Source organism: Streptomyces sp. NPDC047841, from assembly GCF_040704085.1.
Classification (GTDB): domain Bacteria; phylum Actinomycetota; class Actinomycetes; order Streptomycetales; family Streptomycetaceae; genus Streptomyces; species Streptomyces argyrophylli.
In genome coordinates this window covers 1-13,340 of record NZ_JBEYRP010000066.1, presented here as the reverse complement: position 1 = coordinate 13,340, position 13,340 = coordinate 1, and the positions used below count along the sequence as shown (strand labels likewise).

11 protein-coding genes and 5 pseudogenes are annotated in these 13,340 nt (G+C 67.0%); 7 read left to right on the top strand and 9 right to left on the bottom strand.

Features of this window, described 5'->3' with window-relative positions; genetic code table 11:
- Positions 1–257, bottom strand: a 257-nt coding sequence (locus AB0947_RS42180; protein ID WP_366755661.1) for a hypothetical protein, incomplete at its 3' end; no start/stop codon positions are given.
- Here AB0947_RS42180 and AB0947_RS42175 point away from each other — a divergent pair.
- A complete protein-coding gene (locus tag AB0947_RS42175; RefSeq protein WP_366755660.1) occupies positions 138–452 on the top strand; it encodes a GNAT family N-acetyltransferase in 315 nt (104 codons plus the stop codon). The genes AB0947_RS42180 and AB0947_RS42175 overlap by 120 nt on opposite strands.
- 36 nt (positions 453–488) lie before the next feature.
- Here AB0947_RS42175 and AB0947_RS42170 read toward each other — a convergent pair.
- A pseudogene (locus tag AB0947_RS42170) lies at positions 489–800 on the bottom strand (transposase); the annotation flags it as partial.
- Positions 801–996: 196 nt separating this feature from the next.
- On the opposite strand from AB0947_RS42170, the gene AB0947_RS42165 reads away from it, so the two are divergent.
- On the top strand, positions 997–1,263 hold the full coding sequence (locus AB0947_RS42165; RefSeq protein ID WP_366755659.1) for a PLD nuclease N-terminal domain-containing protein: 267 nt from the start codon (positions 997–999) through the stop codon (positions 1,261–1,263).
- Positions 1,264–1,452: 189 nt separating this feature from the next.
- Here the strand turns inward: AB0947_RS42165 and AB0947_RS42160 are convergent, their stop codons facing one another.
- From AB0947_RS42160 to AB0947_RS42130, 7 genes and pseudogenes are all read right to left on the bottom strand, one after another.
- Positions 1,453–2,097, bottom strand: a complete 645-nt coding sequence (locus AB0947_RS42160; RefSeq protein WP_366755658.1) for a transposase family protein — start codon at positions 2,095–2,097, stop codon at positions 1,453–1,455.
- A 103-nt stretch (positions 2,098–2,200) separates the two neighbouring features.
- Positions 2,201–2,476: pseudogene (locus tag AB0947_RS42155) on the bottom strand (transposase family protein); the annotation flags it as partial.
- Positions 2,477–2,617: 141 nt separating this feature from the next.
- Positions 2,618–3,902, bottom strand: a pseudogene (locus AB0947_RS42150) (IS701 family transposase).
- Positions 3,903–3,977: 75 nt separating this feature from the next.
- On the bottom strand, positions 3,978–4,916 hold the full coding sequence (locus AB0947_RS42145; protein WP_366755657.1) for a carbohydrate ABC transporter permease: 939 nt from the start codon (positions 4,914–4,916) through the stop codon (positions 3,978–3,980).
- Position 4,917: 1 nt separating this feature from the next.
- Positions 4,918–5,823, bottom strand: coding sequence for a sugar ABC transporter permease (locus AB0947_RS42140; RefSeq protein WP_366755656.1), 906 nt, complete (start codon positions 5,821–5,823; stop codon positions 4,918–4,920).
- Between the two features lie 34 nt (positions 5,824–5,857).
- The gene (locus AB0947_RS42135) at positions 5,858–7,201 is read right to left on the bottom strand and encodes an extracellular solute-binding protein (RefSeq protein WP_366755655.1); all 1,344 of its coding nucleotides are present in this window, start codon (positions 7,199–7,201) and stop codon (positions 5,858–5,860) included.
- A 134-nt stretch (positions 7,202–7,335) separates the two neighbouring features.
- Positions 7,336–9,156, bottom strand: coding sequence for a sugar-binding domain-containing protein (locus tag AB0947_RS42130; protein ID WP_366755654.1), 1,821 nt, complete (start codon positions 9,154–9,156; stop codon positions 7,336–7,338).
- A 153-nt stretch (positions 9,157–9,309) separates the two neighbouring features.
- Between AB0947_RS42130 and AB0947_RS42125 the strand changes: the two genes are divergently transcribed.
- The 5 genes and pseudogenes from AB0947_RS42125 to AB0947_RS42105 all read left to right on the top strand — a co-directional run.
- Positions 9,310–10,371, top strand: coding sequence for a LacI family DNA-binding transcriptional regulator (locus AB0947_RS42125; RefSeq protein WP_366755653.1), 1,062 nt, complete (start codon positions 9,310–9,312; stop codon positions 10,369–10,371).
- Between the two features lie 994 nt (positions 10,372–11,365).
- Positions 11,366–11,950: a hypothetical protein gene (locus AB0947_RS42120; RefSeq protein ID WP_366755652.1), complete on the top strand. Its 585-nt coding sequence runs from the start codon at positions 11,366–11,368 to the stop codon at positions 11,948–11,950.
- 127 nt (positions 11,951–12,077) lie between these two features.
- Positions 12,078–12,685, top strand: a pseudogene (locus AB0947_RS42115) (helix-turn-helix domain-containing protein).
- Between the two features lie 67 nt (positions 12,686–12,752).
- Entirely contained in the window at positions 12,753–12,956 is a 204-nt protein-coding gene (locus AB0947_RS42110) for a hypothetical protein (RefSeq protein WP_366755651.1), read from the top strand.
- Positions 12,946–13,340 (top strand): annotated as a pseudogene (locus AB0947_RS42105) (hypothetical protein); the annotation flags it as partial. The gene AB0947_RS42110 and the pseudogene AB0947_RS42105, both read left to right, overlap by 11 nt.

Here is a 13,340-nt window from a genome sequence, read left to right as displayed (position 1 = left end):
GCAGCGACCTCATAGACGGCTGCCTCACCGAGACCGGCCTGGCCATCAAACCCACCTGAGCAACCCAGCGACATCACGAGTTCAACCTCAGTAACAGTTTCATCGCCTACGAGGCAGGTGAACCAGTGTCGATCGTCATGTGTGAGGAGTTCGAAGCACACGAGCAGGCGACCGGACAGCGAGACCTTTATGTCTCCGTTGTTGGCACAACCCGCGCAGGCCGCCGACGTGGCATCGCCACGGCCCTCCTCGCGCACACACTTCGCATAGCGGGACGGGACGGCTTTGACTCCACTTCCCTCGAAGTCGACATGAATTCTCCGACGGGCGCGCTCGAACTATACCAGCGGCTTGGCTACGAGACGTACAGGACATTCGTGCTGCAGAGGAAGTTTGTAGAGCATCGGTCCGACACTTCTGCCGCCACCATCACTTGGCACGACAGAACTTAACTGATCGTTTCGGAATGAGGTTCGCAGGCGGCGGAGGCATATGAGGCTGCAGGCCAGTTCGAGCAGCCCGTGGTGGAGGTCGGCGCGTCGTTCGTAGCGGGTGCGGAGTCGTTTGAACTGGTGCAGCCAGGCGAAGGCGCGCTCGACCACCCAGCGCACCTTGCCCAATCCTGAGCCGTGAGCGACACCGCGTCGGGCGCTCATGGGCATGATGCCGCGCTTGCGCAGCAGGCGGCGGTACTTGTCGAAGTCGTAGCCACGGTCGGCGTACAGGCACCGGGGCTTGCTGCGGGGACGTCCGCGCAGACCCCGGATCGGTGGGACCGCGTCCAGCAGCGGCAGAAGCTGCCTCGCACTCCTCGGCCTCGCGTGATCACAAAACGGACGCCCGCCGACTACGCCGAAACCCTGACAGGTAGCCGCGGTCTCGGACTGCGATTGGACGTTGGAAATCGTGGCACATGAGTAGCGAAAGAACAGCCCACTACGGGCTCGAGGAGCTGCGGCAGAAGCCGCGAAGGAGTACGGGGAAAAGGAGCACCGAATGAACGCGCTGTCCGTGCATCAGATGAGTGTGGCTGCGGGGAACGGTCAGGTTGGCTCCTGGCTGGCCGGCGCAGTAGTCATCATCGCGCTGCTGGCCTACGTGGCCCTGGTCGTCGGGGCACTGATCAGCATCGCCACATCCGGTGTGACGGGTGGGATGAAAGTGATGTGGTTCGTGTTCGTGGTGGTGGCCCCGTTCATCGGCAGCCTTCTGTGGTTCCTCGTCGGCCGCCGTGACTCCTGTCGACAGAAAGCCGTCGTCTAACGGGGGTGGAACACGTCGTTGCTCGCAGGGGACGTCCTCAAAGCCTCGACGCGTTGACGGATGCCCGCCCACTGCTGATCAGCCATGAGCAAAAGGTAGGTGCCGCCACCGACATTGACGTCGACGGGGCCTCCTGGAAGCCAGGTGGGGCCAATTCGAACCGTTTCTACCCGGGGCCAGACGAAGCCGTCACAGCGGGGGCAAAGAAGACCGTCCTAACGAGCTCGTGCATGGTTGGCGTTGGCACGTCGAGGGGTGTGACCTGGCTCGGTATTCACACTCGGGTACGAGGGTGACCGCCTGCTGGTGAGAGAGCAGCGCGGCGACTGCTTGAATGATGTCGCTCATGTGCTCACGCCGACCGTGGTGGCGGGCGAGGGCTCGCCAGTTCTTCAGATGAGCGATGCCGTGCTCGACGCGGATGCGGCGCGAGGAGTGGGCCTTGCGTCGCTGTTCATGGATCTCCTCGTACCAGTCTGGGGCGTTCTTCTTGAACTTGCGGTGGGGTGGTGTGATCACGCGTCCGCCGGTCTGGGCGCCCAGTCCCTGGTAGCCGGCATCCGCGAGGATCTCCACCGCAGGGCCGTCGGACAGGACTATGACCAGCACTAACTTGCGAGCATGGGTGATGTCCGCGCAGCTCGCGGGCTCAGCCGGGCTGCAGTACAGCAGGCGGCCGTCCTCGTCCGTGAAGACCATGGACTTGACGGCGTTCTGCTTGTTCTTGCCCGAGATGAACTTGTCCCGGTCCTTGCGTCCGGCGGCCGGGCGGCGCACCCGGATCTCGGTGCCGTCGATGATGCCGGTCTTCTGGTTCTCGCTGAGGTATGTCAACCACCTCGGCGAGCGTGCGGAGACGAAGGCCGGGCGCGATGGTGCAGCCCCGCTGGGCCAGCAGCGGGCGTACTTCACCGATCGCACGCGTGATGGTGGAGCGGTTCACGCCGAACCGGCAGGCCAGTACGTCGTGGGTGACGCCATGGCGGAGATGGATCAACGTGGCCAGGAGCCGGTCGACGAAGACGAGCTTGTGTTTGGCGCCGGCACCGACTGCTCGCCGACGCGGACGCGACGCCAGTGCCGCCTGGTGCCGCTCGTGCCGTAACGGGCCGATCTCCGCTACGAGTTCGGCGATCACCTCTGAACTCAGTCCGGTGATCTGCTGACTGCGAATAACCGCTGCACGCGTCCGGATCTCCACCACGCAGACCATGATCAACGATCAAGGTCTCGACGTGCCAACGCCAACCATGCACGAGCTCGTTACTCCGTTAGGTTCGTCTCGATCTTGATGCCGTGTGCGGTCTGCTGGGCAGGGGCTGTTGGCAGGTGGTGCAGATGCCTGTCCAGCACCTCAGGATGTCCTGGAGGGCGTCGAGGGTCTGGTAGAGGGTGAGGCCGGTGTGGGTGCTTTTGGGGCCAGCCGCTGTTCGGTGAGGAATGCGTGGGCGGTGGTCACGAGGGTGACGTGGTGGTGCCAGCCGGGCCAGGACCGGCCTTCGAAGTGGTCCAGGCCCAGGCCGTGCTTGAGTTCGCGGTAGTCGTGCTCGATGCGCCGGCGGACCTTGGCCAGACGGACCAGGTCGGCGATCGGGGTGTCGGCCGGCAGGCTGGACAGCCAGTAGTCGGTGGGCGCCTCGGCGTCCTCGGGCCACTCGACCAGCAGCCAGCAGTCGGGCAGGATGCCGTCCCACCAGCCCTGTCCGGCCGAGGCGGCGGCCCGGATCGGACGCTCGACGGCCTTGCCCGCGGGACGGACGCGCACGGCGGCGAAGCGGGACCGTAACTCGCCGCGCGAGCCCTGCCGCCAGGCGAGGGAGGTGAACGCGTCCTGTCCGAGGCCGGCGGCCAGGGCTGCCACTGAGGGGGCGGGCCGGCGGTAGCGGGGCTGAGGCCAGCAGCCGATGGGACCCTTGCGCTGCGGAGCCACGGGCTGGGCGTCGAAGGGGTGGGCACTCACGTCCGCGCGGACGGCCAGCATGTAGTCGATTCCGCGGTCTGCCAGACCGGCCCGCAGGTGGGCGTTGGTGCCGTAGGCGGCGTCGGCCACGACAACCGGCGGGCGCATGCCCCAGTCGGCCAGCGTGTCGAGCATGTCCAGAGCCAGCCGCCACTTCTCACGGTGGGCGACCTCGGGCGGGATGCGGGTGGCGGTGCGGCGTTCGGTGTCCGATTCCCACTCTTTGGGCAGGAACAGGCGCCACTGCAGCGGGCAGGAGGCGGTGTCGCTGGCGGCGTGGACGCTCACCGCGACCTGGCAGCTGGCGCGTTTACCCAGGGCCCCGCAGTGCGGGGCGGGGGGCCACGGCGACCGACATTCTTCCGTCCTTGGGCAGCGACACGTCGTCGATCACCCAGGCCGTCGGGGCGATGAGTGGCAACATGCGCTCTGCGATCCGCCGCTGCACCGGCACCGGGTCCCAGGTGGACTGGTTCACGAACTGCTGCAGGTTCTGCTCGTTGCCGTCCGGCAGCCTCGAGGCCATGGCCTGGACCGACTTGCGGCGGCCGTCCAGCATCAGTCCCCGCAGGTAACAGCCACCTTTGGCCCGCTGGTCCTTGCGCGGCACCGACGCGAACACATACGCCACGTACAACGCCAACTTCGCCCGGACACGGTTCACTTCAAGTGCGTCCATCCACCCAACATGCCCAGGAACAGACCGAACCGGAAGACCTAACGGAGTCCTATTAGCTTCGCGTCGTCTCCGGACTCACTGGCCGCCGAGTCCTGTGGTCGCGACCGACTTGACGATCTGGCGCTGGAAGAAAAGGAACACCAGCACCAGGGGTAGCGCGGCCAGAACCGCGGACGCCATGGTCTGCGCGTATTGGATGCCGTAGGCGTCCTTCACCGAGGTGATACCAACGGGAAGGGTCATCAGGGCCGGGTCCGAGGTGGATACGAACGGCCACAGGAAGTTGTTCCAGGCCCCGATGAACACAAAGATCGCCACGGCCGCGAGCATCGGCCGCGACAGCGGCAGCAGCACGGACCAGAAGATGCGCCAGTGGCCCGCTCCGTCAATGCGCGCGGCTTCCTCCAGTTCACGCGGCAGGGAGTCGAAGTGCTTCTTCAGGATGAAGACCATCACCGGTGCCACCGTTTGTGGAAGGATCACTGCGGCGTAGGTGTCGAGCAGGTGCAAGCTCAGCATCTGCCGGAACCACGGCACAATAAGGATTTGCGGGGGCACCAGCACGGCGGCCACGGTGAGGGCGAAGAAGACACGGCGGCCGGCGAAGAGCGTGCGTGAGAAGGCGTAGCCGGCCATCGCGGACACCAAAACGGTCATCACGGTGACGGCCGCCGCGATCAGGAAGCTGTTCAGCATCCACAGCGGCAGGTCGCCGCGCTCCCATACGGTGCTGAAGCCCTTCAGGGTCCAACCGTGGTGCGGCCACACCCAGTGATCGGCATCGCTGGCGTCTTGCTCGGACTTGAAGGCGGTCAGCATTGCCCACAGCATCGGAAGCAGCCAGGCCAGCGCCAGGACGCAGAGCACGGTGAGAGCGAGTATGCGTGCCAGTCTGCTGTTCCCGAGGACGAGGTGGTTGCCCCGCGGGCGGGGCTGGCGGGAGGCGGCAAGGCGGGCAGCCCCCGGGGTTTGCGGGGCCGGTGGCGTGTGGATCGACAGTTCGGTTGACGTCATGTCACTTCTCCCGGCGGCGGAGGGCGGCGTACTGGGCTGCGGAGGCGAGCAGGACGAGTGCGAAGAAGATGTAGCTGATCGCGGAGGCGTAGCCGAGCCGGTAGCCGGTGAACCCGACGTCGTAGACGTACTCGACGATGGGGCGGGTCGAGCCGTTGGGGCCGCCCTTGGTGAGCAGGTAGACCTGGTCGAAGACCTTCAACGAGGCAAGGATCTGCAGCACCGTGATGACCACCGTGATTCGGTTGAGCTGAGGCAGGGTGATCGACCACAGGCGGCGCCAGGCACCCGCGCCGTCGATCGCCGCGGCCTCGTACAGGTGGTCCGGTATGGCCTGCAGGGCAGCGAGATAGAGCAGGAAGTTGAAGCCCACCGTCCACCACAGGGTGGTCAGGACGATTGCCCACATCGTCACCGACTCGTCGCTGAGCCAGCCGACCGGCTCCATCCCGACGAGGGCGAGGACGTGATTGAGGAGGCCCAGGTCGGGCTGGTAGAGCCAGATCCACAGCAGGCTCACCACGCCCACGGGCAGCAGGTAGGGCGCAAAGAATGCCAGGCGCCACACCCACTGGCCGGGCAGGCCGGTGTGCACGAGCAGGGCCATGCCGAGCGAGACGGCGACCAGCGGGATGGTGGACAGGACGGTGAACCACACCGTGTGCCCGAGGGCGCGCCACATCTCGGCGTCTTTGAGGGCCTCGGTGAAGTTGTCCAGACCGACGTAGGAGGGTTCGTGGGCCGACAAAGAGGTGTCGGTCAGGCTGGTCCACAGGCCCTGGGCCAGGGGCCACAGCATGAAGAGGGCGAACAGGACCAGGAAGGGCAGCGCGAACAGCAGACCCGGAGGGAGCAGCCGGCGCACCGACAGGGCCCCTGGGCGGGGCGGGGCTGAGGGAGAGGACATCGTTGTGCCTCCTGCGCAGAAGGTGGTGGCCGGGTCAGGCCGGGCTGGGCTTGGACAGGAAGGTGTTCAGGCGCCGTACCATCGCGCGCGCCGCGCGGTCCGGTGCGAGGCCGTCGAGCAGAGCCTGCTGCAGGGTCTGGGACATGGAGTTCTGGAAGTCTGAGCCGGCGCCGGCGAACCACACGGAGGGGTCGAGGACGACATGCTGCTGGGCCTGGGCGTAGTGCGACTGCGGCTGGAGTTTGGCGTAGGCGTCGGTGCGGGTGATGGGTCCGTAGGCGGGGATGTGCCCTGCCGTTGCCCAGATCTGGCCAGCCTTGAGCAGGGCTGCTACTGCCTGATGGGTGCGTCGGCGCCGCTCAGGGTCCGGGTCCGGGTGGTGCGGCAGGACGAAGGAGTGCGAGTCGGCGTAGACGGCAGGGGTGCCGAACACCGTCGGGAAGGGCGCCGCTCCCACCTTGGAGTCGGCGGCACGGAAGGTTCCCAGTTCCCACTCCCCCGAGAGGATCATCGCCGTCTGCCGGTTGGCGAAGGACGCGATGGCGGCAGGGTAGTCGAGGTGTTTGGGGTTGACCCGTCCGTCGACGATCTTCGTCATGAACCCGATGACCTCGGTCATGCGGTCCACGTCAACCTCGGCAGGGCCACCCTGTGGCAGGTCGAACCGGCCGCCGGTCTGCCGGTACAGGCCGTAGAACAGACGCCAGCACTGCGCGCTGTCGGTGACGTAGCCGAAGGCGATGCCCTGTTTGCCCGATGCCTTGGCGAGCTCGCGGCCGGCCCTCAGGAACGAGTCCGGGGAGGAGAACGCCTCGGCGTCCAGGGTGCCGTCGCTCGTGAGCAGGCCCGCCTTGGCGGCAGGTCCGGGGTGGTAGAAGACGATGAACGGGTGAGTGTCCAGGGGGACGGCATACGTTTTGCCCTCGAACTGCGTGCGGGACCACACGGCGTCGGTGAAGTCGCTCTTGCTGACGCCGTACTCGGCCAGCAGGTCCATATCCCACGGGTCGAGCAATCCGGTGGGGGCGTAGCCCGCGAGCCTGGACATGTGGGATACGGCCACATCGGGGCCGCGGCCGCCGGCGGAGGCCATGGCCAGCTTGGTGTAGTAGGGCGTGCCCCACTCCAGTACCGTGCGTTCGACGCGGGTGCCCGGCATGTGCGGCCGTGCCGCTTTGACCATGTCGTTAAGCAGTCCGCCATCGGCGCCGCTGAACAGGTCCCACAGGCGAACCGTCGAGGTGTCCGAGGCCTGGGCTGAGCCGCAGCCGCTGAGTGCGGCGCCGGCCAGGGACACTGCTCCCGAGGCGAGTGCAGCCGTGAGGATCCTGCGGCGCGTCAGCCCACGGCCTTCCGCTGGTTCCGGCCGGTCGGTCATGCGACTCCTTCCCTCACCAGGCGGTTCGGCACGGACATTCTTCCGTGTTGTGTCCGCACCGGACCGCCTTGCGTGTACATCGTTGTAACTGCTGTCAGGGAGCGTCGGTCGCCGTCTGCGTCCGACGGATTGTTTCAGTTGTTCTCGTAGGAGGCCGGGCGTATCTGCGCCTGGCGGATCCGTTCGATGTCGAGCTTCACGGAGCGATCGAAGCGGTAGAGGCCGTTCTGTTCCTGGAACACGTCCGTGAGCTGGGTGTAGCAGTATCCGAACATGTCCGGGTCATCGAGCAGCACGCCGGTCAGGCCTGCGAATCGGTCGTGGAATTCCTCTTCCGTCCGGGGTCGGTCGCCATAGCCCCAGGATTCGTCCGTCTTGCTGCCGGAAGCCTGCGCCGCTTGCGGGTCCCACCAGATGCCTCCGAACTCACTGCAGAAGTAAGGCTGCCCCCGGTACGCCACCGACCAGGGCCGTCCGTCGGGTCCCGCGTTGACGTACGGCCGGTTCTCAGCGAGACCGGACATCGCCTTGGCGAAGACGGCGGGATCCTGTTCGTAGCAGTGAGAGTCGTAGACGTCGGTTTCGCGGACGCGGTGCGCGTAGCCGGAGGCGTCTACGACGGGCCGGGTGGGGTCGGCCTGCTTGGTGGCCAGGAACATCGCCTGGGTCACGTCGTCGAGCTGTGTGATGCGGTCGTGCAGGTGCTGGTACGTCTCGTTGAGCGGGCACCAGCCGATGATCGAGGGGTGCGAGTAGTCCCGCTCCAGTGCCTCCATCCACTCGGCGACGTAGCTGGCGTCCGGGCGCTGGTTGTTGTCCCGCTCCCCGGTCTCGCAGCCCCAGTCCCCGAACTCGCCCCAGACCAGGTAGCCCAGGCGGTCGGCGTGGTAGAGGTAGCGCTCCTCGAAGACCTTCTGGTGCAGGCGGGCGCCGTTGAACCCGGCATCCATGGCGAGTGTGATGTCCTTCAGCAGGGCCTCGTCGCTGGGGGCGGTCATCAAGCCGTCGGGCCAGTAGCCCTGGTCCAGCACGAGGCGCTGGAAGACCGGACGCCCGTTGATCAGGATCCGCTTGCCACGGATCGCGACTGAGCGCAGGCCGGCGTAGGAGTCGGCCGTGTCGACCACGGTGCCGTCGGCGTCCAGCACCTGCAGGCGCAGCCCGTACAGGTGTGGGTCTTCGGGCGCCCAGAGCCGCACACGGTCCTCGGGCACCGCGAGCACGAGCCTCGGGCACAGGTCGAGGTCGGCACGCGCCTCGGCGGCCACCACCTCTCCGGATTCGTCGCTGAGCACCGCCCGCACGCGGTGGCCGGGGAGATTGGCGGTCAGCGGAAGCTCCAGGTAGAAGCTGCCGGAGGAAACATCCGGCGTGATGCGCGGCCGTTTGAGCGCGACCGAGCGGGGCACTGGCTCCATCCACACCGTCTGCCATATGCCAGTGGTGCGGGTGTAGTGGCAGTGCGAGTTGGCGTACCAGGTGGCCTGCTTGCCGCGCGCCTGCGCTCCGTGCCGGCTGTCGCGCGCGCGGACTACGAGCGTCACGTCGGAGCCGGGTTCCGCGATGCCGTCGAGGTCGGCGGTGAAGGGGGTGAAACCGCCGCGGTGGCGGGCCACCTCGACGCCGTTCGCCCAGACCGTGGTGTCGTGGTCGACCGCGCCGAAGTGCAGCAGGACGCGGGCGTCGGTCCAGTCTTCCGGCACGGTCACCGTGCGCCGGTACCACACCGCCTCCAGGAAGTCCGTGTTCTGGATTCCCGACAGTGAGGACTCGGGACAAAACGGAACAGTGATCAAGTCCGCCAGATCACCCTCCGCCAGGCCCCGCTCCAGACCGGTGTCAGAGAGGTCGATCTCGAACTGCCACGTTCCGTTCAGATTGAGCCACGCGTCACGGACGAACTGCGGCCTGGGGTACTCGGGGCGCGGTTGATCCGGCGAGTGCGGGACGGACATGGTGCTCCTCGTGATACCTGGGGCGATGCGATCCGGAGCTATGGCACCACGTCGATTACATCGATGTAAAGTGCCGGGAACCGAGAGGGTGCGTCGAAACCGATTCGTGACAGTCCGATAAGATCGCGCGAGCTGGAGGGAAGGAGGGGGAGCGTGGCCGCCAGACCGCGGATCAAGGATGTCGCCGAATATGCGGGCGTTTCACCCAAGACGGTCTCCAATGTGATCAACGACTACGAGCACGTCTCCGAGGCGACCCGTACGGCCGTACGCGAGGCCATCGACGCGCTGGGCTACCGGGTGAACATCGCCGGCCGGCAACTGCGCCGCGGGCGCACCGGAATGATCACGCTTGCCGTCCCGGAACTCGATGTCGCGTACTTCTCGGAGCTGGCCAAGCATGTGATGGCAGCGGCGGATCGCCGGGGTCTGACTGTGCTTATCCACCAGACAGGCGGCGTGCGCGACCGGGAACTGGCCGCGCTGCACGGATTCGACGCGCAGTTCACCGACGGGGTGATCCTCAGCCCGCTGTCCCTGCTGCAACGCGACCTGGCTACCCGGGACACGCGACTGCCGGTCGTACTGCTAGGCGAGCTATATCAGGCCGGCTCGGCCGATCACGTGGGCATCGACAATGTGCGCGCAGCCCGGGAGGCCACCGAGCACTTGCTGGCCCGCGGACGGCGGCGTATTGCGGTCCTTGGCGGATCCCTGAAAGGACGACAGAGCACCGATCGACTGCGCACGAAAGGATACTGCGAGGCCTTGCGCGCGGCGCGCGTTCCCTTCGAATCGGAGCTGGTCGTCTCGGTCGGTGCGTTCCACTGGCAAGACGGAGCGCGGGCCGTCTGCGAAGTGCTGGACCGGGGGCTGCGCCCCGACGCGCTGCTGTGTCTCAACGACCACCTAGCGCTGGGAGCTTTGCGCGCCCTGCACGAGGCGGGCCTCCAGGTGCCCGCCGACCTCGACGTGGTCGGCTTCGACGACATCGAGGCCGGGCGATTCAGCGTGCCCAGCCTCACCACGATCGCCCCGGACAAGGCAGCCATCGCCACCTCTGCGGTATCACTCCTGGTGGACCGGATCGACCAGCCCACCGCCGGGGACGTGATCGAGCACATCGTGGAGCACCGGCTGCTGGTGCGAGAAAGCAGCGGGGGCACGGACCGAACGCCGTTCTCTCCCCACGCCGGCGGAACGGCGACCAGCTGACCGAGGTCGACGGGAACGTCGTCGCTGCGGCGGACGATGTCGACGGAGCGGGAGCGGGAGGACGGCGGACACGGGCAGCGCACCGGGCGCCGGTGGCTCAGATGGCGGCCAGCGGCCGACGTGAGGACGGGCCCGGAGGGCGGAAGGCGCAAGGGGGCACGGCACGGGCAGACCACCAAACCGCCGGCGGCCCGGGGGCCCGTCCGGCTGGGACCCGCGCAAGGCCCGGCCGGCGGCATACGGCCCGACACGGCACGGTGGACGAGGCCACCAATGGGACAGCCGGGCGGCGGACGGCCAGCGGGCGGCGACACCGTCTGGTCTGGGAGTCGAACACGCAGACCAAGCGTGTCACTTACCTCGACGCCTTGGACGGCGACCTCCTGTGGGTGAGCCACATCGGAGTCGATCCGCTACCGGCGCCTTGGGCACGCCACCCGGCTGCTGCACGAGCAGGGCGCGAATGCCCGGATGATCATGGAAGTCCTGGGTCACAGCTCCATCCGCGTGAATATGGGCATCTACACCTTCGTACGGCTCGACTCTCAATGCTCAGCGTTCGATCGCGTCGGAAACGCGCTCAGGGATGAGCGGAATGATCCCGACGATGACGGCGGCGCGGCCGACATCCGGTAGCGCTCCGGCCGGAACCTTCGCCAGATGCATTACCGCGAGTGGGTGAAGTGGAGAGTCGGCTCGTCCGACTCCTTCTCCCGCCGCGTCTCCCCGCTCAGGGCGGGATCTGAGTACACCTACTCATGCGCCGACCCCCACCTCATCGGAAGGTGGAGTCGGAGGTGCGGGGATGAAGGCTGGCGTGGCAGCCGGGCGGGGCAAAGTCCGTGGGCGGTGCGTGCAGGTGGGCGGACTGCTCCTGTCGTTCGCCCTGGTGGGGTTGACTTCGGCGTGCTCCCGCGAGCCGTCAGAGAAGAAGTTACGGACGCAGGCCACGTCGCCTGCAGCGGAGTCCCGCAGGGTGGCAGAGGAGCAGAAGATGCGCGCCCTGATCGAGCGCCTGAGCGCTGTCGAGGGCCTGGAGCACGTGCTCACCCGCTTCGTCGATACCTGCGCAAGGCCCTACAACGGCTCGATCTTCGAGAACAACGAGTCTCCGTACACCCTTGAATGTGACATGAGGGCCGTCGCCTACTTCGGCGTTCAGGGAGACATCACAGATGTCCTTCCCCGAATCCGCGCGGCTGACGTCGCGGCCTGGGGTCCGCATGACGCCGAAGCGCATGACCTGCCGCATGCGGCCGGCACTGTGCCCTACGCACTCGACTACCACCATGATCGCGGCCGGTACTCGGACGGCACGCTGATGCCCGCGCCGACACTCGAAGGCCCTGGCCTCCAGATCGATTGGGACCGCCCGGACCTGCCACTTCCAAACCGGATCGAGGAGCCCGCCCCGTGCCCCTCAGTCGGGTCCACGATCTACCACCGCTGCTCGACCATCCCGAAGAGTCCGATGAGCGTAGCTGCCGCGCGGGCCCGCTACGGCACTGTCTTAACCCTCAGTTTCGGCGGCTGGGAGTCCTCCGCGTACAACTACTTCACCGTGCCCCGCCGGAAGTGATCCCGGAGCGGCCCCTCACCGCGAAGCTCGGACAGGCCCCCTAGTGCTCTGACCGCATAGGTTCGCCGGGTTGGCGGTCATGACGGTTGGATGTGCGGTGACGTCCGAACCGACCGCTGGAGGCGCGGTGGCCGAGCCTGTCCGTGTGCGCAGACTGACCGACCAAGAGGGGCAAAAGCTGCAGCAGATCGTGCGTCGGGGCAGCACCAGTTCGGTGCGCTACCGGCGCGCGATGATGCTGCTGGCCTCGGCCGGCGGGAACCGGGTGCCGGTGATCGCCCAGCTGGTCCAGGCCGACGAGGACACCGTGCGCGATGTGATCCACCGGTTCAACGAGATCGGCCTGGCCTGCCTGGACCCTCAGTGGGCGGGAGGCCGTCCCCGCCTGCTCAGTCGTGACGAAGAGGACTTCGTCGTCCGGACGGCCACCACTCGCCCCACCAAGCTCGGCCAGCCCTTCACCCGCTGGTCTCTGCGCAAACTCGTCACCTACCTGCGCAAAGTCCACGGCCGGATCATCCATATCGGCCGTGAGACGTTACGCAGTTCACCATCGCCAACTCGAACTATCCCAACCACACGGTTCAGACCCGGGCCCTGCACGCCTACCTGCGGTGGCGCAACGCCAACGCCCGCCATCGCGACGTCCTGGCCGCCGAACGCAAGGAACGCGCCCGCATCCGCAGCGAGAAGGGCATCCGCTGGGGCGGACGCCCCCTCGCCACCGCAGCCTGAACGACCCGGCGAACCTATGCGGTCAGAGCACTAGCCAGCCCTTCACGCCTGGGAAAAGGACCACGGTGTGGTGTTGCCGGAGCTGTATCGCACCTTCGTGGCCGAGATCGCGAACGGCACCGACGACGGCCTGCCGGACGCGGGCGGTTTGCTGCCGGTGGGCGAGAAGCCGGAGAGCCGGGCTGTGTGGGAAGCGGAGTACTGGATGAGCCGGGCCCCTTCGATGCCACGCACCGCGCCTGTTCAAAGCGCCCTTCCCGTTGAAGGATGAGCCGGGCCCCTTCGATGCCACCGCACCGCGCCTGTTCAAAGCGCCCTTCCCGTTGAAGGAGGAATGGCAGTGGGAGTACGACTACTACGACCACACCCTCCACTCATCGTTGCTGCACCAGACCTACACCCACGGCTCGGTGCTCCTGGGCAACGACGGGCCCGGTGAGTGCTGGACTTTGGTGGTGACCGGAGCGCAACGCGGCCAGGTGTGGTGGCTACGCGACGGCTGTGCCACGCCGTATGCCCACACGCCCTCCGAGCAGAAAGAAGGCGACTTCCTGTGCTGGGTTACTGAGGTTGAACTCGTGATGTCGCTGGGTTGCTCAGGTGGGTTTGATGGCCAGGCCGGTCTCGGTGAGGCAGCCGTCTATGAGGTCGCTGC

Bases quoted from the DNA above. Each gene is read 5' to 3' on its own strand.
- AB0947_RS42145 (WP_366755657.1), bottom strand. From the start codon at position 4,916: ATGACGTCAACCGAACTGTCGATCCACACGCCACCGGCCCCGCAAACC.
- AB0947_RS42130 (WP_366755654.1), bottom strand. From the start codon at position 9,156: ATGTCCGTCCCGCACTCGCCGGATCAACCGCGCCCCGAGTACCCCAGG.
- AB0947_RS42120 (WP_366755652.1), top strand. From the start codon at position 11,366: ATGCGCGCCCTGATCGAGCGCCTGAGCGCTGTCGAGGGCCTGGAGCAC.
- AB0947_RS42140 (WP_366755656.1), bottom strand. From the start codon at position 5,823: ATGTCCTCTCCCTCAGCCCCGCCCCGCCCAGGGGCCCTGTCGGTGCGC.
- AB0947_RS42135 (WP_366755655.1), bottom strand. From the start codon at position 7,201: ATGACCGACCGGCCGGAACCAGCGGAAGGCCGTGGGCTGACGCGCCGC.
- AB0947_RS42165 (WP_366755659.1), top strand. From the start codon at position 997: ATGAACGCGCTGTCCGTGCATCAGATGAGTGTGGCTGCGGGGAACGGT.
- AB0947_RS42175 (WP_366755660.1), top strand. From the start codon at position 138: ATGTGTGAGGAGTTCGAAGCACACGAGCAGGCGACCGGACAGCGAGAC.